Raw genomic sequence first — 22,914 nt, forward strand, 5'->3', positions numbered from 1 at the left:
GTTGGGCTTACGACCCGGTTTGTTAAAACAAAAAAGCCGCTCCCTGTAGGAGCGGCTCTGATTTCACTGTCTCTGAGACGAGGATCAGGCGGCCAGGGCTGCCTGAGCTTTGGCGACGATCGCGCCGAACGCTTCCGGTTCGTGCACGGCCAGGTCAGCCAGAACTTTGCGGTCCACTTCGATACCGGCCAGGTTCAGGCCATTGATGAAGCGGGAATATGTCAGTGCTTCGTCATGCGAACGCACAGCAGCATTGATACGCTGGATCCACAGCGCGCGGAAGTTGCGCTTGCGATTCTTGCGGTCGCGGGTTGCATACTGGTTGGCTTTGTCAACGGCCTGGGACGCAACTTTGAATGTGCTCTTGCGACGACCATAATAACCTTTTGCGGCTTTGATGATCTTCTTGTGACGGGCGTGGGTTACGGTTCCACCTTTAACGCGGGACATCTCTCAAATCTCCTCTTAGCGGTCGTAGGGCATGTAGCCCTTGACGATCTTGGCGTCGGGGGCGGACAGGGTGGTGTTGCCACGGGCATCGCGGATGAACTTCTTGGTCCGCTTGATCATGCCGTGACGTTTGCCGGCCTGGCCAGCAAGGACCTTACCGGTCGCAGTCACCTTAAAGCGCTTTTTGGCGCTCGACTTGGTCTTCATCTTAGGCATTTCCGTCTCCTTTTCCGGGTTCGGTTTCAGACGCGACTCGGCATGCCATCTCGGCCGGTCACGCGATCAGAAGCGCCGTTTACGCAAGTTCGGTCATACTGGCAAGGGGGTTTGGGTCAGAATCTGCGATTTTCACGGGCAGACTGAGTACCGGGGCGACGCGCGCCGCCCCGGTGGTATGGTTTAATGTTCGAATTTGCGGATTTCGCCGCTTTTCAACCGTTCTGCGTAGGACGCCAGCTCCTGACGCACCACTTTCATCAGGAAGTAGAGCGCGAAGACGTTCACAACCGCCATCGCAAAGATCGCCGCATCCGAGAAGTCGATGACCGGACCAAGGTTGGCCGCAGCGCCAATGACAACGAAGATGCAGAAGATGACCTTGAACACCAGTTCCTTCGTGTGGCCCTCACCGAACAGGTAAGTCCAGGCCTTGAGGCCATAGTAGGACCAGCTGATCATGGTGGAGAAAGCAAACAGCACCACGGCAATGGCCAGAATGAACGGGAACCAGCTGAACGCGCTGCCGAAGGCCGCCGAGGTTAGGCTGACACCGGTGTTACCATCAACAGTTGCAATCGCGTTACCCGCTTCGTTCAGCATGTAATTGCCGGTTTCCGGATCAACGATCAATTGCTGGGTGATGATGATCACCAGCGCGGTCATGGTACAGATCACGACCGTATCGATGAACGGCTCAAGCAGAGATACAAAGCCCTCGGTAATCGGCTCTTTGGTCCGAACAGCAGAGTGTGCAATCGCTGCAGACCCGACGCCTGCCTCGTTCGAAAACGCCGCACGACGGAAGCCCTGGATCAGCGCACCCACCATACCGCCTGCCACGCCGAGACCAGTGAAGGCACCCGCGAAGATCTGGCCAAAGGCCCAACCGATCTGATCCGCGTTCATCAGGATGATTACCAGCGCAGCAGCCACATACATCACGCCCATAAAGGGCACGACTTTCTCGGTCACGCGTGCGATAGATTTCAGGCCACCCACGATCACTGCAAACACGATGCCCGCGAACACCAGACCGGTGATCCAACCGGGATAGTCTCCAACGATGCCTGCGATCTGCTGGTGCGCCTGGTTGGCCTGGAACATGTTGCCCCCGCCCAAGGCACCGAGGATACAGAAGATCGAGAAAAGAACCGCAAGGATCTTACCACCCGGCAGGCCCAGTTCGTTGAACCCTTTGGACATGTAATACATCGGACCACCGGAAACGGTGCCATCCTCGTATTCGTTGCGATACTTCACGCCCAGCGTACATTCGGTGAATTTCGACGCCATACCCAACAGACCCGCGACGATCATCCAGAAAGTCGCACCCGGCCCGCCGATGCCAACGGCAACCGCAACACCGGCGATGTTGCCAAGCCCAACCGTACCGGACAAGGCTGTAGCGAGCGCTTGAAAATGGCTGACCTCACCCGCATCGTTCGGGTCAGAGTAGTCGCCTTTCACCAGGCTGATCGCATGGCTGAAAAAGCGCAACTGCACGAAGGCAAAATACAGCGTAAACACAGTCGCAGCTACAACCAGCCATCCCACGATCCAGGGGAAACCTGTCCCGGGGAAAGGTGCAAAAATAAAACTTACAAATGGCCCGGTGAAGTCTGCAAACGCCTGATTGATCTTGTCGTCCAGCCCAACCGCTTCCTGAGCGGCGGCAGGACTCGCAGCCAGAGCGGTGAGCGCAGCCAAACCAAGTTTGTTTTGAATACTCATCATCTACTCTCCCCTCAATTCACGACCGTGACGGGAACGTCGGCATGCATGACAAGGTTCTGCGTGGAGCTGCCAAACAGGCGCTTCTTGAACCCGTCAGCCGAAGCCCGACCAACAACGATCTGTGATCCACCGTTTTCGACCGTGATCGTGTTCAGTGTTTCGGCGACATCTCCGTGACGCACGATACCTTGGGCTTCGAATCCTGCTGCCTTTAGCGCTTCGACCGCTGGCGCGATGATCCGCGATGTAGCCAGCTCTACCTCTTCCTCGCGCCTCTTGTGGCGCATAGCATTTTCTTCCGGTGTCTGGAATGTGAAAGGCGACCATTCGATGACATAAACAACCAGCAGCTCGCATTCTCCGATACGTCCGGCCAAGTCTTTGGCGAAGGCGATCGCGCGTTCTCCGGTTTCTGTCCCGTCCAGTCCAATGACAATTTTCGTTGTCATGTCGTTCCTCCGTTGTGGTTTGTTTGACCGGGGCCCGTGCCCCCGGCAGAGCAGCCGGAACCTGGAACTTGTTTGAGTAGACTGCCCTAGAGGCAAGTATCCCCAAAAACACGGAAAAACAGAGAAGTAATTTTGAAATGCAACCAACAATCGCTCATCTAGTTGAAATTGCTAATTTATTTCCGCCTAAAATTTAGGCAGATTGTAAGGTATCAATATAAATTGTTGATATTGGGTCGCAACTTAACCCGGATCGGTGTTGTAAATCAGCCGTTCATCACACGGAGCGATACGCAAGATGTTGGTCGTTCCAGGGACATTAAACGGCACGCCAGCGGTGACCACGATCTGATCAGTCTCGGCCGCAAAGCCGCCCGAACGAGCCGCGCGAGCCGCACTGACCACCGCGCCCTTAAACCGTTCCTGCTCGGGGGTCAGAACACAATGGCAGCCCCAGCTCAAGCAAAGCCTGCGTGCGGTGCCAGTGGCCGGAGTCATCGCAATTATCGGCACACCGGGACGCTCGCGTGCAGTAAGCAACGCGGTTGTACCACTTTGAGTGAAACAGCAGATGGCCTTGATGTCCGTCTTTTCCGCAATTTCGCGCGCGGCCGCCACGATTCCGTCCGCGATGGTCGTGCCCTTGGCAGTTCGTGAGGCCGCAATGATCTGGTGGTAGGTCGGATCCGCTTCAACCTCGATGGCGACCTTATTCATGGTCTGGACCGCTTCGATCGGATAGGATCCAGCTGCGGATTCAGCGCTAAGCATTATCGCATCGGTGCCTTCATAGATGGCGGTTGCCACGTCCGAAACCTCGGCCCGCGTTGGCATCGGACTTTCGATCATGCTTTCCAACATCTGTGTTGCAACAATCACGGGCTTCGCTGCAGTACGACACTTGCGCACCAGCCGCTTCTGAATCGGCGGCACAGCAGAAACGGGCAACTCAACACCCAGATCACCACGTGCAACCATGATCCCGTCCGAGGCATCAAGGATGTCATCAAAGGCTTCCACTGCGGCAGGCTTTTCGATCTTGGACAGGATCGATGCGCGACCATCTGCCAGCGCACGTGCTTCGAAAACATCCTTGGCGCGCTGCACAAAACTCAGCGCCAGCCAGTCCACGCCCAATTGGCAAACAAATTCCAGATCGTCGCGATCCTTGTCAGACAGCGCCGCCAGCGGCAGAACCACGTCCGGAACATTCACACCTTTTCGGTTTGAGATCGTGCCACCTACTTCAACTGTGCAGTGGGCAAAATCCTGACCGCAATCCTGCACGATCAGACGAATCTTGCCATCATTGACCAGCAGGCGCGCACCCGGCTCCAAAGCAGCAAAAATCTCGGGGTGCGGTAGACAGACCCGGGTGACATCCCCCGCTGCCGGATCAAGGTCCAGACGAAACGCTGCGCCCTCTTCCAGCTCTTCTGCGTCATTGGCAAACACTCCAACGCGCAGCTTCGGTCCTTGAAGATCGGCCAAAATTGCAATCGGGCTGTCCAGATCCTTTTCGATCTGCCGGATGATCCGATGCCGTTCGCGGATTTCATCATGACTGCCATGGCTCATGTTCAGGCGAAACACATCGGCCCCTGCCTCGTGCAGAGCGCGGATGGTGTCATAGTCGTTAGACGCCGGTCCCAGCGTCGCCACGATTTTCACATTTCTCAGGCGTCGCATTGATCAGGCTCTCCTTAAACGCACGAATGTTACCGCAAACATTGCTTGGGCCGCTTATTGCGCAATTCCCTTTCCAACGCAACTGTCCTACACCTGCGACAAACAAGATGACAGGCTCATGACTTATTCTCCGTTTTTTGTTCACGGCGCGGATCGGCCGTCGCGTTGGCTAATTACTTGCGACCATGCAACCAACATGGTCCCACCCGATATCAATGACGGGGACCTGGGACTGCCGCGCGAAGACATGGAACGGCACATCGCTTACGATGTGGGCGCCTACGAGGTGTCGAAGCATCTGGGCGAGATTCTGAACGCCCCAGTTATCGCAGCCAATTTTTCGCGCTTGGTGATCGACCCCAATCGCGGTGAGGATGATCCGACGCTTCTGATGAAGCTCTATGATGGTTCGATCATCCCCGGCAATCGCCACGCCGATACAGTTGAGAAGGAGCGGCGCCTGAACATGTGCTACCGTCCTTATCATGATGCGTTGGCACAGCTTGCAGGCCTGCCTCATGCGGTTATCGTCTCAATGCACTCCTTTACGCGCCAGCTACGCGGTCGCGATCCCCGACCCTGGCATATCGGCGTCCTGCACACTCCGGATGAGCGGTTCTCACGTCCGTTAATCAACCGACTGAATGCCGAGTGTGATCTGTGCGTCGGTGTAAATGAACCCTATACCGGCGTTCTACCCGGTGATGCGATTGACAAACATTGCACAGCATTTGGTCGACCCAATGCACTGATCGAGCTGCGCAACGATCTGATTGCGGATCACGAGGGGCAGCGCCATTGGGCCAACCGTCTGGCCGTTGCACTACAAGACGCGCTCGTCGAAAGCAGACTGTGACACAGTGACGTCGCAAATTGTTTTTTGTTCCTCCTAATGTTGGGAGCGCATTGGCCAATACCCATATATCAGGCGAAAGGAGACGACTATGACGCAGGAATTCCTGACGACTGTCTTCGGTTGGATGACGGTTCTGAACATCGGTGTTTTGATCTTCAGCACCATGATGGTCTTGGCTTTGCAAAACTGGATTGCAGATGTACATGGCAGAATGTTCCAGATGGAACGTGGCGACATAAAACGCGCTTACTTCCGATATCTTGCGAACTACAAGATCCTGACCTTGGTGTTTTGCCTGGTGCCATGGTTGGCACTGAAACTCTCCTAAATACCGGATCGGCCAATTCAAAGGCCTTTGTATTCATTGTATCGAAGCCTGCGGATTGCTAGTTCAGCCTCAGAATGTAAAAACATCTACTCGGAGCCAGAATATGGACAAGCAAACCGAAATCGAACTGCAAGCCGCTGCGTTCCGTCGTTTGCAGAAGCACCTGATGAAAGACCGCACAGACGTCCAGAACATCGACATGATGAATCTGACCGGGTTTTGCCGCAATTGCCTGTCGCGCTGGTATCAGGAAGCCGCCAATGCAAAAGGCATTGAAATGGGCAAGGACGAAGCGCGCGAGATTTTCTATGGCATGTCCATGGATGAATGGAAGGCCAACTATCAGACCGATGCCAGCGCCGAAAAACAGGCCGCATTCAAGGTTGCGTTTGAAGAGAATGTGACGAAGAAGAGCTGACGCTCGACGCCGGAAGAAACCGCCTTCTCTGTGTAAACCTTCCACCGGGGATTTTGCTGATCATTCGAATACGGGTTCATAATCAGTGACACCTCAGTGATCCGTAAAAACCCAACATGACGGTTTGTTCACGGCACCAACATCCTGTGAAACGACAACACCCTCGCAATATTTTGCGAGGGTGCAGGAATAGCGGCAAATTGCGCCGCGCGTCGCATTTGAGTTCATACCATTGCTGGCAACGAGACTAGATATAGCTGCCTCTTCTAGATCGCCGCCTTGCGGCTTTCGTCCAGATAGATCTCGCGCAGACGTTTGGCGATCGGACCCGGTGTGCCATCGCCCAGCGCAACGCCATCGATCTCAACCACGGGCATCACGAACGCGCTGGCCGAAGTGGTGAAGGCCTCATCGGCTTCTTTTGCTTCGTCGATGGTGAACAGGCGCTCTTCGATCTCCATCTGCGCCTCGGCCGCCATGCGCAATACCGCCTTGCGCGTGATGCCGTGCAGAATGTCGTTAGACAGCGGACGGGTGACGATCTTACCGCTCTTGACGAAATAGGCGTTGTTGCTGGTGCCTTCGGTCACATAGCCATCTTCAACCAGCCACGCATCATCGCAACCTGCCTTTTTGGCCATCATCTTGCCCATGGAAGGGTAAAGCAGCTGCACGGTCTTGATGTCACGACGGCCCCAGCGGATATCATCAATCGAGATGATCTTGGCACCCTTCTGCGCTGCCGGACTGTCGGCAAGACCCGGTTTATTCTGGGTAAAGAGAACAAGGCTTGGCTTTGTATCAGCGGCTGGGAAAACAAAATCCCGATCCCCGTCCGAGCCACGAGTGACCTGCAGATAAACCAACCCCTCATCGATTCCGTTCAATTCAACCAATTTGCGGTGGATTTCCAACAATTCGTCCATACTGCAAGGCTGAACGATATCAAGTTCATCCAATGAGCGCTTCAGACGTACGGCGTGGCCTTCAAAGTCGATCAGCTTGCCGTCCAGCACGCTGGTCACCTCGTACACGGCATCCGCAAACAGGAAACCCCGGTCAAAGATCGAAATACTTGCTTCGGATTCAGGCAGGTATTCGCCATTCACATAGACGGTACGGGTCATGTCATTTCCTTTTGTTTCCGGGCTTCGCCCGTTCCTTACCCCCAGAGCGCCGCTTTGGGCGGGTGTACTCCGGCATCGTCAAAAATCAGCGGTGTATCGCGGTCTTCGGCCAACAGAAGCGGCCCGTCAAGGTCTGTGACCATCGCCCCCTGCGCCACCAGTGTTGCCGGGGCCATCGCAAGCGAGCTTCCGACCATGCAGCCAACCATAACATCATAGCCCTCAGCCAATGCGGCCTTGCGCAATTCTAGCGCCTCGGTAAGACCGCCGGTCTTGTCCAGTTTGATGTTCACCACATCATATTTGCCCTTGAGTGCGGGTAGGCTTGCCCGATCGTGACAGGATTCGTCAGCACAAACTGGCACGGGGCGATCCATCCCGATCAGGGCATCATCCTCACCAGCTGGTAAAGGCTGTTCGACCAGAGCCACGCCCAGGCGCACGAGATGCGGGGCAAGATCTGCATAGACTTCGGCAGACCAGCCTTCATTAGCGTCGATGATGATTTTCGACTTTGGCGCCCCAGCCCGGACAGCCTCGAGCCTCGGCATATCATCGGGTGTTCCCAGCTTAATCTTCAGCAAGGGGCGGAAAGCGTTCTCGGCCGCTTGAGCCCGCATCGCTTCGGGCGTGTCCAATGACAGCGTATAGGCTGTTATTTCAGGCCCTGGCGCAGCGATTTCAGCAAGCTCCCATGCCCGTTTACCTGCGCGTTTCGCTTCCAGATCCCACAGTGCACAATCCACCGCATTCCGCGCCGCGCCAGCAGGCAACAGGTCCCTCAGGGAATAGCGCGAAAACACATCGGGTAGCCCGGCTATCTCGGCCTCGACCGACTCCAGTGTTTCGTCATAGCGGGCATAAGGTACACATTCGCCCCAACCATGGTGCACACCGTCCGAGATACGGACAGTCAAAACTTTTGCCTCGGTACGTGAGCCGCGCGAGATGGTGAATACCTGCGCCAATCGAAACACATCGCGAGAAACTTCAATTTGCACGCGCCTGCTCCTCTATTTTTTGATAAATACGCCCGCCGGCGGCGGATTGCTCCGCCTCCAGCGAGAGTGCTTAGATCACAGTGTCGCCAGCGCATCCACTAGTTTACCGGCTCCAAAGCGGTAGGGATCGGTCGCCGGGATGCCCATCTCGGTCTCAACCTTAGTGATATAGGCAAGCGCATCTTCTTCGCTCAGGTGCTGGGTGTTGATCGACACGCCTGCAACCTGACACTCTGGGTTTGCCACGCGCGCCAGCGGCAATGCTGTGTCACGCAACTGCTCCAGCGTCGGCAGTGAATACTCAGGCAGTCCGCGCATATGGGTCCGGGTTGGTTCGTGGCACAGGATCAGCGCATCGGGCTGCCCGCCATGGATCAGCGCCATGGTCACACCCGAATAAGACACGTGGAACAGTGAACCCTGCCCTTCGATGTGATCCCAGTGATCCGGATCATTGTCCGGTGTCAGATACTCGACCGAACCTGCCATGAAATCCGCGATAACGGCATCCAGCGGTACACCCTGCCCCGTGACCAGAATGCCCGTCTGACCTGTAGCACGGAACGTGGATTTCATACCGCGCTTGCGCATTTCGGCATCCATCGACATCGCCGTATACATCTTACCGGCAGAGCAATCGGTTCCAACGGCCAGGCACCGTTTGCCGGTACGCTTGCGGCCGTTTGCAATCGGGTAACCAACAGTCGGCACACGGACGTCGTGCAATGTGCATCCATGGGTCTGCGCAGCCGCAACCAAATCACCTTCGTCACGCAGCAGGTTGTGCAGGCCAGATGCCAGATCATAACCCATTTCCAACGCTTCAATCAGAACTTCTTTCCAAGCTTCGCTGATGATCCCGCCCCGGTTTGCAACACCAATGACGAGTGTCTTGGCACCAGCCGCTTTACCTTCGGCCAGAGTCATTTCCGTCAGACCCAGGTCGGCCTTACAACCTTCCAGCTTGATTTGACCAACAGCATTCTCAGGACGCCAGTCCCGGATGCCAATAGCCACTTTGGCCGCCAACAAGTCGGGCGCATCGCCCAAAAACAATAGGTACGGTGTCTCGATCATCGCGCTGCACTCCTTTGATTCTGGCCTAAGCTAGAGAACCGATTTGACGAGGATTTCTCAAACTCTCCTTACAATCCGCCTTTTGACAGGATAAACTTGCACAATAATTTTAAAACTCGCAAAACTATTCGAAGTTTTCAAACTGATCAATCTTTAAGCATTCTTTTGTCGGTTTAAAATTCGAACATTCTGCACACGCATTGCCGCAGCTGCACAATCAAGCTTGCACAGCGCCACGCAATTTAATATCTCAGGCTCAAGAAAGAACGCAATTTCATTACTCAGACGAGGTTCAGATGAGTTTCCGCATCCAACCCGCCGCTCCGGCGCGCCCCAATCGTTGTCAACTGTTTGGCCCGGGCTCGAATACTAAGCTATTTCCCAAGATGGCCGCGTCGGCAGCGGATGTCATTAACCTGGATCTGGAAGACTCGGTGGCCCCGTCCGACAAGGATACCGCCCGCGCCAATGTCATCGAAGCGCTCAATACGGTCGATTGGGGCAACAAATATATGTCGGTCCGGATCAACGGACTGGATACACCGTATTGGTACCGCGACGTGGTCGATGTGCTGGAACAGGCAGGCGATCGGCTGGATCAGATCATGATCCCCAAGGTCGGGTGTGCGGCGGATGTTTATGCGGTAGACGCGCTGGTTACTGCCATCGAGCGGGCCAAGCGCCGAACCAAACCCATCTCTTTCGAGGTGATCATCGAATCCGCCGCTGGCTTGGCGCATGTCGAAGAGATCGCAGCATCATCTCCGCGTATGCAGGCCATGAGCCTTGGCGCTGCGGATTTTGCAGCCTCGATGGGCATGCAAACAACCGGCATCGGCGGCACACAGGAAAACTATTACATGCTGCGCGAAGGCGAAAAGCACTGGTCCGACCCCTGGCACTGGGCGCAAGCCGCCATCGTCGCCGCCTGCCGAACCCATGGCGTGCTGCCGGTCGATGGCCCGTTCGGCGATTTTTCGGATGATGAGGGATATATCGCGCAAGCCAAACGCTCGGCCACACTGGGCATGGTTGGCAAATGGGCCATCCACCCCAAGCAGATTGCATTGGCTAATCTGGTTTTCACTCCGTCAGATGAGGCGGTGTCTGAAGCGCGCGAAATTCTAGCCGCAATGGAACAGGCAAAGGCCAACGGTGAAGGCGCAACCGTCTACAAAGGACGTTTGGTGGATATCGCTTCGATCAAGCAGGCCGAAGTCATCGTAGCGCAGTCCGAGCTGATCGCGGCAGGTGGCTAACCTACAATGAAGAAAGGCGCTCCATCGAGCGCCTTTTTATTTTATATGATCAGCGGCCGAAGACGTCGTTGGGTGTCCAGGTTATCCTCTCACCCTGTTTACCCCATTTCATCATCAAGCAGGACGTACCGTATTTCTGAAAGTACTTGATGTTGAGAGGATACCAACCAGCTTTCGGTACTTCGACTTCGGTCCGTTGGTTGGCCTCACAGCCTTGGCGACCATTAACATATCCAATTTGCTGGCCACCGACCCACGCATCGATCCCGTCATTTGACCAGGTTTCAAGCTCGTATATCCCGGGTGAATCAAAACGAATATAACCCGTGATTTCCGCGGCAACATTGAAGGCTTCGTTGAAAGTCAGGACAGGATCGCCCTCATTCGTATCACGGTAGTCCAGCCCTCTAAGTGGCGCGCCGGGCTTGGCCTTCCTCAATAGTTGTTTAACTTTGGCGAGGTTTTGGATTTTACGAGGCGGATTACCTTCCCAGCTATACTTTGCATTCAACCCCGCTTTTGGACTGGGTTGAGGATTTGCAGGCGTTAACTTCAAAGGTGCAGCCGTCGCCGCACCCGCAAAAACTGCTAAGACGGCAACAAGCGCTCCGGTCCGGAAAAATTTCATGGTCTTCTCCCTGAATTCGCGCCCGCTTGGGGATCAATCCCTGCCGACGACACTGTTGCAAAGACCTTAGGCTGTGAATTTTTGACCTGCAAGATGGTTAGAATTCACTTTTTTGGCCTTTACGCGCGCATATCCTTAGGCGACCCCATTACCACGTATGAGGTAATCGAGGTTACATGCGGAAGCGTTCCCAAAACCTCAGTATGGAAGGTCTTGTAGGATGCGAGGTCTGCACATTCGACCCGCAAAAGGTACTCGATCGTGCCTGTGATATTGTGACATTCGACCACCTCGGGCGCTTGCTGCAGCGCTTCTTCAAATCCTTCTTGGGCGGCCTTGGTATGCTCACCCAGCCCGACGCCGATATAGGCAACAAAGCCTATGCCCAAGGCTGTCGGGTTTAGAACTGCGCGATAGCCCGATATAACACCCGCGCGCTCCAACTCTTGCACCCGACGCAGACAGGCAGACGGCGACAGGCCAACGCGGTCGGCAAGATCAAGGTTGCTGATGCGACCATCTTGCGACACTTCTCGCAATATATGTTGATTTATTCGATCAATCTTCGCCATTTGTTGTGAATAATATTCTATTGCCGCAAAAAAAAGCAATTTCATTCGCCGAGATCGGCGAGAAAATGCGGTCATGACATACGAGATTCTGATGGCCCTGATCGTGTTCGCCTTTGTGTCCTCGATAACTCCGGGGCCAAACAACCTCATGCTCATGGCGTCAGGCGCGAATTTTGGCTTCCGGCGAACGATACCACATATGTTGGGTATCGGGTTGGGCTTTACCTTCATGGTATTGCTGGTGGGCGCAGGGCTGGTTCAGGTTTTCGACCGTTTCCCGGTTAGTTATACGGTGCTTAAGATCGCATCCGTCATTTACCTGCTGTATCTGGCATGGAAGATCGCGCATGCAGCGCCTGTAAAGGGACAAGCAGCAAGCGGTACGCCGATGACGTTCCTTCAGGCTGCCAGCTTTCAGTGGGTCAATCCAAAGGCCTGGGCCATGGCGCTTACGGCAACTGCAGCATATGCGCCGGGACAAACGCTTGAAGCCATCATACTGGTTGCGCTGGTGTTCGGAGCGATCAATCTGCCATCGGTCAGCGTGTGGACGGTTCTGGGCCAACAAATGGCGCGGGTCCTGACCAACCCGCACCGCTTGCTGATATTTAACTGGACAATGGCCGTACTTCTTGTTGCCTCGCTCTACCCTGTTCTTTGGCCGCACTAAGTCATTTGAGCGGTAGGCAGATTTCGGTCAGCAGGTCCTCGGGCGCAGTTTCGCGCGGATCATTCAGATAGATTTCATAGCAAGGCTGATCCGCAGGCTCTTCGCCAGAATCGGGCAACCAATTTCCGAACAGTGTCTGATAGGCGGCGTGTATGCCGGAATACGGGCCTTTGTAGGTCAGAACCGCCGTCTTGCCGCCAGGGATGCTGAGGTCTTCCATCCCCTCCGGAATATCTTTGCCGCAGAATTGAGCCCCGGCAAAGCTGCGCAATTCATCTTCCTGCACGTCTTCGGGGCTGTCGAGATAGAGCCCGATCATCGGGCCGACCTGTGGCCACAGTTTTCGGGATTCGCATAGGGCACCAAAGGCCTCAAAACTGCGGCCAATCTCGGCATAAGCCCCTTTATGCGGGAGTGCTACGACGCGGCGGGACGGTTCGGTGCGGGTTGTCACAGGATGCATGGGGTATTCTCCGGTTTTGAATTTTGGATGAGCCGGCAGAATCTGCCCCGCCTTGCGAAACACGGTGGGGCTGCTGCCGTAGGCCTCGGAAAAGGCTCGCGCAAAAGATTTCAGGTTCGGATAACCAATATCGGTCGCTATTTGCGCAACAGGCCTTTCCGACTGCACCAACCAACAGGCGGCGCGGTGCAGACGTATCCGGCGGGCAGCCTGCGCGCAGGTCTCGCCGGTGATTGCGCGAAACACGCGATGCCAATGAAATCGTGACATCGCCGCGACGTCGGCCAAGGCATCCAGCGACAAATCCCCGGCGGGATGATCGTGGATATAAGCCAACACGCGCAACACGCGATCTTCATAGCTGACAGCCATCGGTATCCTTCCTAAATCTTCGCCCGCCTGTCGTCGCATATTGTGAAACCACAAATCTTGCTGAGTTGCATCCGGGACAAGCATTAGTCATATAGCAGGGAACTTCCGCGTTGAGAGGCGTCATGACCCAGTATCTGGATTTCGAAAAACCGCTGGCCGAGATCGAAGGCAAAGCTGAAGAGCTGCGCGCGCTGGCCCGCGCAAATGAAGAAATGGATGTGACCGAAGAGGCCGCCGCGCTAGATGCCAAGGCCGCCAAGCTGCTGGACGAGCTTTATGGAGACCTCACGCCGTGGCGGAAATGCCAGGTCGCGCGGCACCCTGAGCGGCCTCATTGCAACGATTACGTGGATGCGTTGTTCACCGAATTCACGCCTCTGGCCGGCGACCGGAACTTTGCCGACGATCTGGCAGTCATTGGCGGTCTGGCGCGGTTCAACGATCAACCGGTGATGGTGATTGGCCATGAAAAAGGCAGCGACACCAAATCGCGGATCGAGCGCAATTTCGGCATGGCCCGCCCCGAAGGCTATCGCAAAGCCGTTCGATTGATGGAGATGGCGGGACGCTTTGGCCTGCCAGTGATCACCCTGATCGATACAGCAGGCGCCTATCCCGGCAAAGGCGCGGAAGAGCGCGGCCAGTCCGAGGCCATCGCGCGTTCAACCGAGATGTGCCTGAAGATTGGAGTACCACTGGTTTCTGTCATCATCGGCGAAGGCGGATCGGGCGGCGCGGTTGCATTTGCGACAGCGAACCGCGTGGCGATGCTGGAGCATTCGGTCTACTCGGTGATTTCGCCCGAGGGCTGCGCCTCGATCCTGTGGAAGGATGCCGAGAAGATGCGTGAAGCCGCCGAAGCGCTCCGTCTGACGGCTCAGGACCTGCACAAACTGGGTATCTGTGACCACATCATTCCAGAACCCAAAGGCGGGGCGCATCGCGACCGCCCTGCAGCGGTTGAATCCGTGCGGACTGCAATTGCTTCGATGCTGAAAGAGCTTGACGGAAAAGATGCGGCAGCCCTGATCAAGGACCGCCGTCAGAAATTCCTGGATATCGGCTCAAAAGGGCTGGCGGCTTAAGCCGTCAGCCTCCCAAACTCTGCAACAACGCCACTGAAGGCTGACCGGTTACGGACAGCCCGTTGGCGCGTTGATATGCGCTGATTGCGGCCTCGGTGTTTTTCCCGATCACTCCATCTGCACCCTGCGTGTCATAGCCCGCAGATGTCAGGCGGCGCTGTAGCTCTTTGCGATCGTCAAGCGTCAACCCGGTTGCGTCCGGCCCGAATGAGGCCTGGAACGGTGCCCCGCCCGCGATCCGATCCGCAAGATGGCCAACACCAATCGCGTAGCTGTCCGAGTTGTTATAGCGCTTGATCACTTGAAAATTGCGGAACACCGCTATGCGTGGACCGGGCGTCTGCGGTTGTAACACAGCCACCGGAGAGCCCGAGACTGTACCGACTTCCCCACCCCAAGGCTGACCCCGCACCCAACCGGCGCGCGACAGATACGCGGCGGTTGAGGCCAACGAATCTGCCGGATCTTCGGACCAAATATCGCGACGTCCATCACCGGTGAAATCAACGGCATAGGCTAGATAAGAGGTAGGGATAAACTGGGTGTGTCCCATCGCTCCGGCCCAGCTGCCGGTCATGTTGGCCGGGGTTGTATCGCCCTCTTGAATGATCTTCAGCGCCGCCACCAGTTGCTTTTCAAAGAACGCCCCGCGCCGCCCATCATAGGCCAGCGTCGAGGTCGCCGAGATCACCGGCACATCACCGCGCCGCGCGCCATAGCGGCTTTCTAGCCCCCACACTGCGACAACGATTTCCTTGTCGACGCCATATTGCGCTTCGATCTGCGACAGAGTCCCTGCGTGCCGCACAAGCATCTGTTTGCCGGTGCTGATCCGTTCGTCCGACGCGGCGATGGCCAGATAATCCTCAAGCGAGCGCTTGAACTCGACCTGATTGCGGTCGCGCTCGATCACGTCGGGCAAATATCCCGCCCCCTGAAAGGCGCGATTCAGGGTAGATTGAGAGATGCCCTGCGACGCTGCCCGGCCTTTGAAACCAGCAACCCACGCATCCCATCCAGCGTTCGGGACAGCACGCATTCGCGACGCTGGAGCACTGGTTGGTGCGCTGCCAGTTGAACAGGCTGCCAACAGCGTCGCCCCAAGCCCGATAGAAAAAGTTCTTCGATTGATCATGATTGAAATCTGCTCTTGTTGTGATTTGCTTTCAGGATAACGCAGCCCGCCCGTTCAGACCAGCAGAGCAGCATCTGAAACCAACCTGTCAATGAGATGGGCAACAAGCCGCTCAGGTTACGAGCAGGCGCAATCCCTGCGTCACGTCCGAGCGCACCGCCAATCTAAGACCTGGCTCATCCCCAGCCTTGAGCGCTGCGATGATCAAACGGTGGTAATGCGGCGGCTCAGTTCGTCGCAGTCGGCCATAAAGTGCCCGCATCGTGGGACCAAGCTGCAGCCAAACGGTCTCGGCCATTGCAAGCATCGCGGGGGCCTGTGCGCGCAGGTAAAGCGTCCGGTGGAATTCCAGATTGGAACGGATATAGCCAACCGCGTCGCGTTTAGTGACCATCTCGGCGACTGCCATGTTGATGCTTTGCAGCCGGTCAATCAGTGCCATGTGCGCGCGCGGCAGGGCGCGACTGGCCAATTCAACCTCAAGCAGCGCACGCAATGCCGCCAACTCCTCGATCCGATCCCTTGTCAGTTCAGGGGTCGACACGCGACCCGAGGTGGACAGTGACAGCGCGCCTTCCGCCGCCAGCCTCCGCACTGCTTCGCGCGCAGGCGTCATCGACACACCGAATTCCTTGCCTATACCGCGCAATGTCAGCGCCTGCCCCGGAGCCATCTCACCATGCATGATCCGAGATCTGAGCGTTCGATATACTCGATCATGGGTGGCGGTGTGGGACTCGGCGGGGCGTGTGGTCAGCATGAGCTTATGTGATCACAAACATTCCCGGCGTCAAGCGGCGGGTTCAAAGCGATAGCGGTGAAGTTCAGCCCCATTGTCGCGCAACCAGCGGCGGGCCTCTTTGTACGGGCCGAATATCCGCTCGACCTGCGCCCAGAAGGCGGGAGAATGGTTCATTTCGATCAGATGCGCCACCTCATGAGCGGCCACGTAGTGCAGCACCTCAGGCGGCGCGAGGATCAGTCGCCATGAAAACATCAACGCACCAGCTGAACTGCAGGATCCCCAACGCGAACGCGTATCACGCAGCGTAATGCTACTATACGGACGACCCAACATTGCGGCATAGTCATCACACGCTCCGGTCAAACGATCGCGGGCAAGTTCTTTGAGAAACCGGACGAGTCTCCGCGCCTCCGCCCCAGCAGGAACACCGATCTCGTCCCCCTTCAGCAGCACCCGCCGACCTGAGATTTGAACGATTCGCCGTGCTTTTCCCTCTATTGATATGGATTGACCGAACTCAACGGTTTCCTGGTCTGGCCTGTCCTGAAGATGACCGCGAATCCAATCCTCTTTCTGATGCGCGAAATTCAAAGCCTCGGCTTCGGCGACACCTTTCGGGTAGGTCAGCGTAACCCGCCCATCCAATTGGGAAATCCGCAAACTGATCCGTCTTGCCTGCGCAGATTTGCGCAATGTCAGCGGCACCGGAGGGGTTCCAGGCAATGCGTGTCGCCCCATGGGCCGATCTCCTTCGCGCAAAGGCTTTGACAGTGCCTGCCGCTTATGGCAGGTGACCTGAATCATTGATGAGATTCACCTGATATCAAGGGGATTTGATATGCCCAAGGAAGAATGGGGCGTAAAGCGTGTTTGCCCGACCACTGGTAAACGCTTTTACGACCTTAACAAGGACCCGATCGTCAGCCCCTATACCGGCGAGATCGTTGAACTGGAAACCGGCAAAAGCCGGATGATCGCGGCAGACGCCGAAGATGCGGCTTCGGTTAAAGCACGTGAAGCTTCGTCGGACGAAGATATCGTGTTGGATGATGACGACAACGTCGATGTCGAACTGGATGACGATCTGCTGGACGATGATGACGACAGCGACAACGTTTCGCTGGACGATATCAAGGACATGTCGTCAGAAGACGAAAACTGATGGGTTTCGAGGCAGCCCCGGCTGCCTCATCCCAGTCCACCGGATTGGTTCGCACTTTTTCACCGAATCCGATTTTTGGACTTGCACTCTACGGCGACGTCTCATAAACGTCCGTCCACCGCTTTGGCGGTACCTGCATGGGGCCTTAGCTCAGTTGGGAGAGCGCTTGCATGGCATGCAAGAGGTCAGGGGTTCGACTCCCCTAGGCTCCACCATTTTTCTCCTCATGATCCAACACCCATAGTTCTTCCTTTTTGGCAAAAGAAATTTCCTTTGGGTTCGCAGCGGACGCTCATTTTTCTTACACATCAGAGTCGCCTAAGCGATGTCGCCAACAACCTGAAAACCGCAAAAATGAATTTTCCTCACAGTTCATAAAGCGATGTGGTGCTCAACACACCACCCCAGATCATGTTTGGCCGGTTGAAAGACTGGAGACGCGTTACCACCTGCTACGACAGATACCTATAGGCCTTCCTTTTTGCTATAGCACTCCAGCAACCGTTATATATTGGCTATGAGGCCTAAGACTACCCTGGAAGTACTACCCCAAACCCATCGCAACCAAGGGCAATAATACACCCGACATGGCTATCGATACACCCATCGGATAGCTGGCTTTTGGTCGCAATGCGAGCCAGCGACATTCCGGAAATCCAATTATCGAGCGGCTTGTGATCACAAACAGCATGCCCACGACCATGGACAGGGTGAAAGTGTAAAAGAACAGCAAAAGAAAGTAGCTGGGCACAAACAATGTCAGCGCGGCGATTGCCTTTACGTCGCCTCCACCCCACAGGCGCAGCGTGAAACCAAGAAAACCAACGACAAATACGCCGACGCCGAAGACCGCGCGGTATACCGTCTCGTGGAAGGATAGAAACACGGGCGCGGAGAGAACAAAAGCTGCGAGCATTATCAGCACCAGCTTATTGGATATCCTGAGGTTCTTCAGGTCATTCCATGCCATTGCAGCCAAAAGCGGAGTAATGACGATCAAAGGGACGAACTGCGCGACTTCAGGCGACATTTTCGCTACCCGCATTCAGCGATTGGCGCTTGACCATCGGGGTCAGCAAATCATGGATCAATTCGGGTTGAGATGACGTTTCTGTTTTGACGTAGATATTGCGAAGATGCGTACGCAGTGTCGAAATTGAAATCGACAGCTCGGACAACAAGGCGTTGTTGTTCAATCCCCGCGCCAATAAGAGGCAAACCCGATATTCCGAGCGACTCAGCCGACAAGGGTTGTCCATAGACAAAATGCTTTTTGGTTCTTTCTTGATAAGCTTTCGGCGCGTGTTTTTCAGCTTCGCTTCGGAAAACCGACCAAGAGATCTTTTCTTCCAGCAATCCGACAGAACAGGGCCCAGAACGCTCAGAATATCTACCACGGCCGAAGAGATGGGGTGGCTGAAATGCAATTCCAGAAAGTCGGCGACACCATTTTGTCGTTCCAGCAGAATGGAAACTGACTCGGAAAACCTGCGGAACGCATAGAACTCTGACAGATGTTCGTATTCGGACAGGTCATCCTGTCCACCGAACCAAGCCGACCCGAGTTTGGCCCGGCTCATGTTGTTTCCGCAAATGGCAGGCGCGATGCAGAAATCGAAACCGCTGAAACTGTCCAGCGTCTTGTGATTGGCGTCGTAGCTCAGCACTTTTGCCGAATTCTGATTGCCGTGCAGGTCCACCCGGCTGATTGAAACGACTTCCGCATCAATTGCGCGAGCTGTTTCGCGCAGTGCATTTAGCAGTGGGACTTTCCCCTGAGTCGCCTGGCAAAGGACAGCTACGACTTTTAGAAGTTCTGACGTTGGTGCCCCTGCACCGGGCGCGAAACGATGCGCCGAAAACAAACTATTCATACCGTTTAACATTGACCGAAACCCGATCAACCCTTTCGACAGACACCCCCACCCGTCGATTGCGTCGCGATTTTTTGTGTGGCCGGACTCCACTTAACTACCTAAAAGCTTACTCTTTTCTCTCTAAACTGGGCAAAATCTGCCGAAACTAGACGCCCGTTTGTCCTCGTTTTGGAAACATGACCCGCCCGAACACGCAATTACGGCGGATACGGGCGGGAATTCTACGCCCCAAAGCCCCGGAAGTATCGAATCATCGAAGGTGCGGCGGTAATGATGATCAGCGTCGGCAGCATCAGCGCGGCCAGAACAGCGGACATCTTTACCGGTAGCTGGTTTGCCAGTTCCTGTGCCCGTGTTTCGCGTGAGTCCCGCATTTCAGACGCATAGGTAGTCAGAGCTTCGGACATACTGGTCCCGTAGCGTATGGATTGCTGGACAACCGTGGCAAAGGACTGGATTTCATCAACCCCTGTACGCCGCGCCATGTCAGACAGCGCAGTTGCGCGGGGTCGTCCGGCCTGAATCTCGTGCTGAGTGTTCAGAAACTCAAACGCTAGGTCAGGGGAGGCCAGCGCCAGTTCGTTCCCGACCCGTGTCATAGCGGCATCAAAGCCCAGCCCAGCATGAAGCGAGATCTGCAGCAGGTCGAGAGCATTTGGGAATGCATCGCGGATACGCTGCTGACGTTCTTTGCGGCGATGCTTCAGCCAGGCCGCGGGAACAAAATATCCGACGGCCGTCAGCAAACCGATAAGCTGAATAGCGTTGGCTTTGCTGATGGATTCAAAAATGCCCGTAATCGCGCTGGGAACGGGGATGCCAGGCGTTCTTGAGGCAACGATGAGCAGACCCACAATCATCGGCACGAAAATCCCAAGCCAAACCCGAGTCAGCGTGTAGATCCGCAGGGCATTTCGACCGGTCAGCCCGGCTTGAATCAGCTGATCCTCGATCTTGCGCCGCTCAGCTTCCCTACTGGGCAGTGCGGCCTTAAAAAGACCTTTAGGGGTGACCAGAGTTTCGCGCAACAGTCCACGGTCATTGCGGGCCTCATACCTTTGGGCGCGCAGATTGGCGATACGGACAGCCGCTGGATGGCGGCGGCTTAACGCCGAGGTTACGGCGACGAACACCAGCAAAACGCCAAGACCAAAGACGGTCAGCAGAATTGTTTCGGCTGGCAGCCCGAAACGAAGCGACATAATTTCCAGAATATTTTCCATGAAATTGCCCTCAGATACGGAAATTGACAAGTTTGTGCAGGATGATGACGTTCGAGACCATCAGAACGACAACCAACACTGCAAGTTTGATGAATGCGGGATCGTCACTGACGTCGGTGTAATATCCAGGCGCGTTGATCGTCATTAACCCCATGATCACCAGCGGAATGATCGACAGAAGAAACCCGGACAGGCGCCCTTCTGCGGAAATGGCCTTGATCCGCGCACGCAATGCAATGCGCCGTCTGACCACGGTGGCCAGAACGGACACGATCCGCTCCAGATCGCCACCAGTGCCGTGTTGGATTGCCATGCTTGCCGCCAGGTACTGTGCATCTTCCGAACCGACCCGGTCAGCAAAGTCCTGAACCGCGTCGGGCAATTCGTCGCCAAAACTGATCTGGTCGAAAATGATGCCGAACTCGGACCCGATAGGGTCTTGCATCTCGTCCGCAACGGCTTTGATCGAGGTGTTGACCGGGTGGCCAATTTTCAGGCCACGCGCCATCAGCTCTAGCGCATCGGGCAACTGACTGGTCAAAGCTTTTTGGCGTTCAGCCTGCCGCGATTTCACCACCAATGCAGGCATAAGCACACCCAGGATGAGTGCGATCGGGGCCGCCTGCCAGGGCGGTAGAAACATCATACCGGCGATTGCGATCGCCAAGGTGCCAAACAGGCAAAGCAGCACAAAATTTTTCGCTGAAACATGCAGCCCCGCCTGAACTAGCGTATCCGGCAAGTTCCCAAAAAACGGGATCTTTGCAAAAAACCCTGTCTGGGTCTCGGGAAGCAGCAAGGCCAGCCGTTCTTCATCGGTAACGCCTTGCCGGACCATGCGCATTCGGCGGTTGCGAGCCTCGGCGTGGTTTTCACCGCGACGGGCAAAGTGGAACACACCGGTAATCAGCATGAAAATTCCGACGAAGACGCAAGCCAGCGTCAGATAGTTAAGAAGTTCGGCTGTGTTAATACTGGTCATGCCTCAGCCTCCTGATACTCGGAAAGTCTCGGGTTCGAGATCGACGCCAGCAGCTGTGAGCAAGTCATAGCATTTCGGACGAATCCCAGTGGGAACAAACTGACCAAGCACTTCGCCGTTTTCCGCGCGTCCCTTTTTCTGGAACACGAAGATGTCCTGCATGGTGATAATCTCACCTTCCATCCCGGTTATTTCCGAAATGCTGGTGACGCGGCGTGATCCATCCGCCAACCGCGACAGATGCACAATAAAGTGCAGCCCCGACGCGATCTGGGATCGAATGGCTGCGGCGGGAAATTCGATACCCGTCATCGTGACCATCTGCTCCAGGCGGCCCAATGAATCGCGCGCCGAGTTCGCATGTACAGTCGTCATCGAACCATCATGGCCCGTGTTCATGGCCTGAAGCATGTCGAAAGTCTCCGCTCCGCGAACCTCACCGACAATGATCCTGTCGGGGCGCATACGCAGCGCGTTGCGCACCAGATCACGCTGAATGACCTGGCCGTCGCCGGACGGAGATGGCGGGCGTGTTTCCAAGCGCACAACATGCTCCTGCTGGAGTTGCAGTTCTGCTGCGTCTTCAATGGTGACGACACGCTCGCCATGGTCGATATACGAAGACAAGGCGTTCAACATCGTTGTCTTACCCGATCCCGTCCCGCCGGCGATCAGAACGTTCAGGCGCGCGTATACCAGCGATTGCAGGAACCGCGCGGCGGCATCGTTCAGAGCGCCATTTGCGACCAGCTTTTCCATCGTCAGCTTCGACTGGGCGAATTTTCGAATTGAAACACTGGGACCATCAATCGAACAGGGGCGGATGATTGCGTTGACACGGCTGCCATCTTCCAGCCGGGCATCCACCCAAGGCTGCCGTTCATCGACACGACGCCCGATCTTGCTGACGATCTTGTCGATAACCCGCAGCAGGTGCTTTTCATCGCGGAACCGCACCGGCACGCGCTCCAGCAGGCCAGAGCGTTCGACATAGACCGTCTGATAACCGTTAACCAGAATGTCGTTGATCGTTGGATCGGCCAGCAATGGCTCCAATGGGCCAAAACCCAGAATTTCGTCCAGAAGTTCTTCGACGATGCGGTTGAAGTCTTCGGTATTCAGCGGCCTGCCGGTTTGGGACAACGCACCGCCAACAACCCCGGCGACTTCGCGCCGCAGCACGTCTTTCTCAACCTTTTCGATCACCGAAAGGTTCAACCGTTCCAGCAAAGCCTCGTGCAAAGTGCTTTTGAGCTCAAGCCAGTCGGCCAGTTCGGTATCTTCTGCTGTGGTCTCAGGCTGAATTTCTTGGGCCAGTTGCTCTGCATGCTGGTTAAGCTGGATTACTTCGGCCTCATTGGTTCGCCCGGCGCGTGTAAACTTTTCAAACATC

General features: G+C 55.7%; 26 protein-coding genes and 1 tRNA gene. 8 read left to right on the plus strand and 19 right to left on the minus strand.

Going from position 1 to position 22,914, the window contains the following annotated elements; translation table 11 throughout:
• Positions 1 to 84: 84 nt before the first annotated feature.
• The 5 genes from rplT to pyk all read right to left on the minus strand — a co-directional run bounded on the left by rplT (position 85) and on the right by pyk (position 4,541).
• Positions 85 to 450, minus strand: a complete 366-nt coding sequence (rplT, locus tag ACR3EJ_RS02220; RefSeq protein WP_010443553.1) for a 50S ribosomal protein L20 — start codon at positions 448 to 450, stop codon at positions 85 to 87.
• A gap of 15 nt (positions 451 to 465) precedes the next feature.
• Complete coding sequence (rpmI, locus tag ACR3EJ_RS02225) at positions 466 to 666, minus strand: 50S ribosomal protein L35 (protein ID WP_010443552.1); 201 nt, start codon at positions 664 to 666, stop codon at positions 466 to 468.
• A gap of 183 nt (positions 667 to 849) precedes the next feature.
• Positions 850 to 2,400: an alanine/glycine:cation symporter family protein gene (locus tag ACR3EJ_RS02230; protein WP_411353638.1), complete on the minus strand. Its 1,551-nt coding sequence runs from the start codon at positions 2,398 to 2,400 to the stop codon at positions 850 to 852.
• A gap of 14 nt (positions 2,401 to 2,414) precedes the next feature.
• Positions 2,415 to 2,852, minus strand: coding sequence for a universal stress protein (locus ACR3EJ_RS02235; RefSeq protein ID WP_010443550.1), 438 nt, complete (start codon positions 2,850 to 2,852; stop codon positions 2,415 to 2,417).
• A 243-nt stretch (positions 2,853 to 3,095) separates the two neighbouring features.
• Positions 3,096 to 4,541: a pyruvate kinase gene (pyk, locus tag ACR3EJ_RS02240; protein ID WP_170547240.1), complete on the minus strand. Its 1,446-nt coding sequence runs from the start codon at positions 4,539 to 4,541 to the stop codon at positions 3,096 to 3,098.
• Positions 4,542 to 4,659: 118 nt separating this feature from the next.
• Here pyk and ACR3EJ_RS02245 point away from each other — a divergent pair, with 118 nt between their 5' ends.
• The 3 genes from ACR3EJ_RS02245 to ACR3EJ_RS02255 all read left to right on the plus strand — a co-directional run bounded on the left by ACR3EJ_RS02245 (position 4,660) and on the right by ACR3EJ_RS02255 (position 6,143).
• Positions 4,660 to 5,397 carry an N-formylglutamate amidohydrolase gene (locus tag ACR3EJ_RS02245; RefSeq protein WP_170547237.1) on the plus strand — a complete coding sequence of 246 codons (738 nt, stop codon included), beginning with the start codon at positions 4,660 to 4,662 and terminating at the stop codon, positions 5,395 to 5,397.
• Between the two features lie 88 nt (positions 5,398 to 5,485).
• Positions 5,486 to 5,725, plus strand: a complete 240-nt coding sequence (locus tag ACR3EJ_RS02250; protein WP_170547234.1) for a DUF6868 family protein — start codon at positions 5,486 to 5,488, stop codon at positions 5,723 to 5,725.
• 103 nt (positions 5,726 to 5,828) lie between these two features.
• Positions 5,829 to 6,143, plus strand: coding sequence for a DUF1244 domain-containing protein (locus tag ACR3EJ_RS02255; protein WP_170547231.1), 315 nt, complete (start codon positions 5,829 to 5,831; stop codon positions 6,141 to 6,143).
• 266 nt (positions 6,144 to 6,409) lie between these two features.
• On the opposite strand, the gene ACR3EJ_RS02260 is transcribed toward ACR3EJ_RS02255, so the two are convergent.
• The 3 genes from ACR3EJ_RS02260 to dgcN all read right to left on the minus strand — a co-directional run bounded on the left by ACR3EJ_RS02260 (position 6,410) and on the right by dgcN (position 9,348).
• On the minus strand, positions 6,410 to 7,270 hold the full coding sequence (locus tag ACR3EJ_RS02260; protein WP_170547228.1) for a D-amino-acid transaminase: 861 nt from the start codon (positions 7,268 to 7,270) through the stop codon (positions 6,410 to 6,412).
• A 35-nt stretch (positions 7,271 to 7,305) separates the two neighbouring features.
• Entirely contained in the window at positions 7,306 to 8,271 is a 966-nt protein-coding gene (gene dgcA, locus ACR3EJ_RS02265) for an N-acetyl-D-Glu racemase DgcA (RefSeq protein WP_170473938.1), read from the minus strand.
• 75 nt (positions 8,272 to 8,346) lie between these two features.
• Positions 8,347 to 9,348, minus strand: a complete 1,002-nt coding sequence (gene dgcN, locus ACR3EJ_RS02270; RefSeq protein ID WP_170547225.1) for an N-acetyltransferase DgcN — start codon at positions 9,346 to 9,348, stop codon at positions 8,347 to 8,349.
• A 296-nt stretch (positions 9,349 to 9,644) separates the two neighbouring features.
• On the opposite strand from dgcN, the gene ACR3EJ_RS02275 reads away from it, so the two are divergent.
• Positions 9,645 to 10,607, plus strand: a complete 963-nt coding sequence (locus ACR3EJ_RS02275) for an L-malyl-CoA/beta-methylmalyl-CoA lyase (RefSeq protein ID WP_170547222.1) — start codon at positions 9,645 to 9,647, stop codon at positions 10,605 to 10,607.
• Between the two features lie 49 nt (positions 10,608 to 10,656).
• Here ACR3EJ_RS02275 and ACR3EJ_RS02280 read toward each other — a convergent pair whose 3' ends face one another.
• Both ACR3EJ_RS02280 and ACR3EJ_RS02285 read right to left on the minus strand, forming a co-directional pair.
• Positions 10,657 to 11,235 (minus strand): PA14 domain-containing protein, encoded by a 579-nt coding sequence (locus tag ACR3EJ_RS02280; RefSeq protein WP_170547219.1) that lies wholly within the window; start codon positions 11,233 to 11,235, stop codon positions 10,657 to 10,659.
• A 119-nt stretch (positions 11,236 to 11,354) separates the two neighbouring features.
• Positions 11,355 to 11,807, minus strand: a complete 453-nt coding sequence (locus ACR3EJ_RS02285) for an Lrp/AsnC family transcriptional regulator (RefSeq protein ID WP_170547216.1) — start codon at positions 11,805 to 11,807, stop codon at positions 11,355 to 11,357.
• Between the two features lie 73 nt (positions 11,808 to 11,880).
• Here ACR3EJ_RS02285 and ACR3EJ_RS02290 point away from each other — a divergent pair, with 73 nt between their 5' ends.
• Positions 11,881 to 12,477 (plus strand): LysE family translocator, encoded by a 597-nt coding sequence (locus ACR3EJ_RS02290; RefSeq protein ID WP_170547213.1) that lies wholly within the window; start codon positions 11,881 to 11,883, stop codon positions 12,475 to 12,477.
• Between the two features lies 1 nt (position 12,478).
• On the opposite strand, the gene ACR3EJ_RS02295 is transcribed toward ACR3EJ_RS02290, so the two are convergent.
• Complete coding sequence (locus ACR3EJ_RS02295; RefSeq protein WP_170547210.1) at positions 12,479 to 13,312, minus strand: AraC family transcriptional regulator; 834 nt, start codon at positions 13,310 to 13,312, stop codon at positions 12,479 to 12,481.
• A gap of 122 nt (positions 13,313 to 13,434) precedes the next feature.
• Between ACR3EJ_RS02295 and ACR3EJ_RS02300 the strand changes: the two genes are divergently transcribed.
• Positions 13,435 to 14,397 (plus strand): acetyl-CoA carboxylase carboxyltransferase subunit alpha, encoded by a 963-nt coding sequence (locus ACR3EJ_RS02300; protein ID WP_170473917.1) that lies wholly within the window; start codon positions 13,435 to 13,437, stop codon positions 14,395 to 14,397.
• Between the two features lie 4 nt (positions 14,398 to 14,401).
• Here the strand turns inward: ACR3EJ_RS02300 and ACR3EJ_RS02305 are convergent, their stop codons facing one another.
• The 3 genes from ACR3EJ_RS02305 to ACR3EJ_RS02315 all read right to left on the minus strand — a co-directional run bounded on the left by ACR3EJ_RS02305 (position 14,402) and on the right by ACR3EJ_RS02315 (position 17,015).
• A complete protein-coding gene (locus tag ACR3EJ_RS02305) occupies positions 14,402 to 15,532 on the minus strand; it encodes a lytic murein transglycosylase (protein ID WP_170547207.1) in 1,131 nt (376 codons plus the stop codon).
• Positions 15,533 to 15,644: 112 nt separating this feature from the next.
• Positions 15,645 to 16,292 (minus strand): GntR family transcriptional regulator, encoded by a 648-nt coding sequence (locus ACR3EJ_RS02310; protein ID WP_170547205.1) that lies wholly within the window; start codon positions 16,290 to 16,292, stop codon positions 15,645 to 15,647.
• 30 nt (positions 16,293 to 16,322) lie between these two features.
• Positions 16,323 to 17,015, minus strand: a complete 693-nt coding sequence (locus tag ACR3EJ_RS02315) for a M48 family metallopeptidase (protein WP_260023888.1) — start codon at positions 17,013 to 17,015, stop codon at positions 16,323 to 16,325.
• Positions 17,016 to 17,115: 100 nt separating this feature from the next.
• On the opposite strand from ACR3EJ_RS02315, the gene ACR3EJ_RS02320 reads away from it, so the two are divergent.
• Both ACR3EJ_RS02320 and ACR3EJ_RS02325 read left to right on the plus strand, forming a co-directional pair.
• Complete coding sequence (locus ACR3EJ_RS02320; protein ID WP_010443532.1) at positions 17,116 to 17,439, plus strand: TIGR02300 family protein; 324 nt, start codon at positions 17,116 to 17,118, stop codon at positions 17,437 to 17,439.
• Between the two features lie 139 nt (positions 17,440 to 17,578).
• Positions 17,579 to 17,654: transfer RNA gene (locus ACR3EJ_RS02325), tRNA-Ala, on the plus strand.
• A gap of 329 nt (positions 17,655 to 17,983) precedes the next feature.
• Here the strand turns inward: ACR3EJ_RS02325 and ACR3EJ_RS02330 are convergent.
• The 5 genes from ACR3EJ_RS02330 to ACR3EJ_RS02350 all read right to left on the minus strand — a co-directional run bounded on the left by ACR3EJ_RS02330 (position 17,984) and on the right by ACR3EJ_RS02350 (position 22,913).
• Positions 17,984 to 18,469 carry a prepilin peptidase gene (locus tag ACR3EJ_RS02330; protein ID WP_170547199.1) on the minus strand — a complete coding sequence of 162 codons (486 nt, stop codon included), beginning with the start codon at positions 18,467 to 18,469 and terminating at the stop codon, positions 17,984 to 17,986.
• Positions 18,459 to 19,313, minus strand: coding sequence for a LuxR family transcriptional regulator (locus ACR3EJ_RS02335; protein WP_170547196.1), 855 nt, complete (start codon positions 19,311 to 19,313; stop codon positions 18,459 to 18,461). Before ACR3EJ_RS02335 ends, ACR3EJ_RS02330 begins: the two co-directional genes overlap by 11 nt.
• A gap of 224 nt (positions 19,314 to 19,537) precedes the next feature.
• Positions 19,538 to 20,539 carry a type II secretion system F family protein gene (locus ACR3EJ_RS02340; RefSeq protein ID WP_010443529.1) on the minus strand — a complete coding sequence of 334 codons (1,002 nt, stop codon included), beginning with the start codon at positions 20,537 to 20,539 and terminating at the stop codon, positions 19,538 to 19,540.
• Between the two features lie 10 nt (positions 20,540 to 20,549).
• Positions 20,550 to 21,521 (minus strand): type II secretion system F family protein, encoded by a 972-nt coding sequence (locus tag ACR3EJ_RS02345; RefSeq protein ID WP_170547193.1) that lies wholly within the window; start codon positions 21,519 to 21,521, stop codon positions 20,550 to 20,552.
• 3 nt (positions 21,522 to 21,524) lie between these two features.
• Positions 21,525 to 22,913 (minus strand): TadA family conjugal transfer-associated ATPase, encoded by a 1,389-nt coding sequence (locus ACR3EJ_RS02350; protein ID WP_170547190.1) that lies wholly within the window; start codon positions 22,911 to 22,913, stop codon positions 21,525 to 21,527.
• Position 22,914: the final 1 nt, after the last annotated feature.

The sequence above is a fragment of the Ruegeria sp. AB11 genome (genome assembly GCF_056536325.1).

Excerpts from the sequence above, each read along its gene's own strand:
- ACR3EJ_RS02260 (WP_170547228.1), bottom strand. The coding sequence starts at position 7,270 with ATGACCCGTACCGTCTATGTGAATGGCGAATACCTGCCTGAATCCGAA.
- ACR3EJ_RS02285 (WP_170547216.1), bottom strand. The coding sequence starts at position 11,807 with ATGGCGAAGATTGATCGAATAAATCAACATATATTGCGAGAAGTGTCG.
- ACR3EJ_RS02280 (WP_170547219.1), bottom strand. The coding sequence starts at position 11,235 with ATGAAATTTTTCCGGACCGGAGCGCTTGTTGCCGTCTTAGCAGTTTTT.
- dgcN (WP_170547225.1), bottom strand. The coding sequence starts at position 9,348 with ATGATCGAGACACCGTACCTATTGTTTTTGGGCGATGCGCCCGACTTG.
- ACR3EJ_RS02255 (WP_170547231.1), top strand. The coding sequence starts at position 5,829 with ATGGACAAGCAAACCGAAATCGAACTGCAAGCCGCTGCGTTCCGTCGT.
- rplT (WP_010443553.1), bottom strand. The coding sequence starts at position 450 with ATGTCCCGCGTTAAAGGTGGAACCGTAACCCACGCCCGTCACAAGAAG.
- ACR3EJ_RS02230 (WP_411353638.1), bottom strand. The coding sequence starts at position 2,400 with ATGAGTATTCAAAACAAACTTGGTTTGGCTGCGCTCACCGCTCTGGCT.
- rpmI (WP_010443552.1), bottom strand. The coding sequence starts at position 666 with ATGCCTAAGATGAAGACCAAGTCGAGCGCCAAAAAGCGCTTTAAGGTG.
- ACR3EJ_RS02235 (WP_010443550.1), bottom strand. The coding sequence starts at position 2,852 with ATGACAACGAAAATTGTCATTGGACTGGACGGGACAGAAACCGGAGAA.
- ACR3EJ_RS02315 (WP_260023888.1), bottom strand. The coding sequence starts at position 17,015 with ATGGGGCGACACGCATTGCCTGGAACCCCTCCGGTGCCGCTGACATTG.
- ACR3EJ_RS02310 (WP_170547205.1), bottom strand. The coding sequence starts at position 16,292 with ATGCTGACCACACGCCCCGCCGAGTCCCACACCGCCACCCATGATCGA.
- ACR3EJ_RS02300 (WP_170473917.1), top strand. The coding sequence starts at position 13,435 with ATGACCCAGTATCTGGATTTCGAAAAACCGCTGGCCGAGATCGAAGGC.
- ACR3EJ_RS02295 (WP_170547210.1), bottom strand. The coding sequence starts at position 13,312 with ATGGCTGTCAGCTATGAAGATCGCGTGTTGCGCGTGTTGGCTTATATC.
- ACR3EJ_RS02275 (WP_170547222.1), top strand. The coding sequence starts at position 9,645 with ATGAGTTTCCGCATCCAACCCGCCGCTCCGGCGCGCCCCAATCGTTGT.
- ACR3EJ_RS02345 (WP_170547193.1), bottom strand. The coding sequence starts at position 21,521 with ATGACCAGTATTAACACAGCCGAACTTCTTAACTATCTGACGCTGGCT.
- ACR3EJ_RS02335 (WP_170547196.1), bottom strand. The coding sequence starts at position 19,313 with ATGAATAGTTTGTTTTCGGCGCATCGTTTCGCGCCCGGTGCAGGGGCA.
- ACR3EJ_RS02305 (WP_170547207.1), bottom strand. The coding sequence starts at position 15,532 with ATGATCAATCGAAGAACTTTTTCTATCGGGCTTGGGGCGACGCTGTTG.
- ACR3EJ_RS02330 (WP_170547199.1), bottom strand. The coding sequence starts at position 18,469 with ATGTCGCCTGAAGTCGCGCAGTTCGTCCCTTTGATCGTCATTACTCCG.
- ACR3EJ_RS02290 (WP_170547213.1), top strand. The coding sequence starts at position 11,881 with ATGACATACGAGATTCTGATGGCCCTGATCGTGTTCGCCTTTGTGTCC.
- ACR3EJ_RS02250 (WP_170547234.1), top strand. The coding sequence starts at position 5,486 with ATGACGCAGGAATTCCTGACGACTGTCTTCGGTTGGATGACGGTTCTG.
- ACR3EJ_RS02320 (WP_010443532.1), top strand. The coding sequence starts at position 17,116 with ATGCCCAAGGAAGAATGGGGCGTAAAGCGTGTTTGCCCGACCACTGGT.
- ACR3EJ_RS02245 (WP_170547237.1), top strand. The coding sequence starts at position 4,660 with ATGACTTATTCTCCGTTTTTTGTTCACGGCGCGGATCGGCCGTCGCGT.
- ACR3EJ_RS02350 (WP_170547190.1), bottom strand. The coding sequence starts at position 22,913 with ATGTTTGAAAAGTTTACACGCGCCGGGCGAACCAATGAGGCCGAAGTA.
- ACR3EJ_RS02340 (WP_010443529.1), bottom strand. The coding sequence starts at position 20,539 with ATGGAAAATATTCTGGAAATTATGTCGCTTCGTTTCGGGCTGCCAGCC.
- pyk (WP_170547240.1), bottom strand. The coding sequence starts at position 4,541 with ATGCGACGCCTGAGAAATGTGAAAATCGTGGCGACGCTGGGACCGGCG.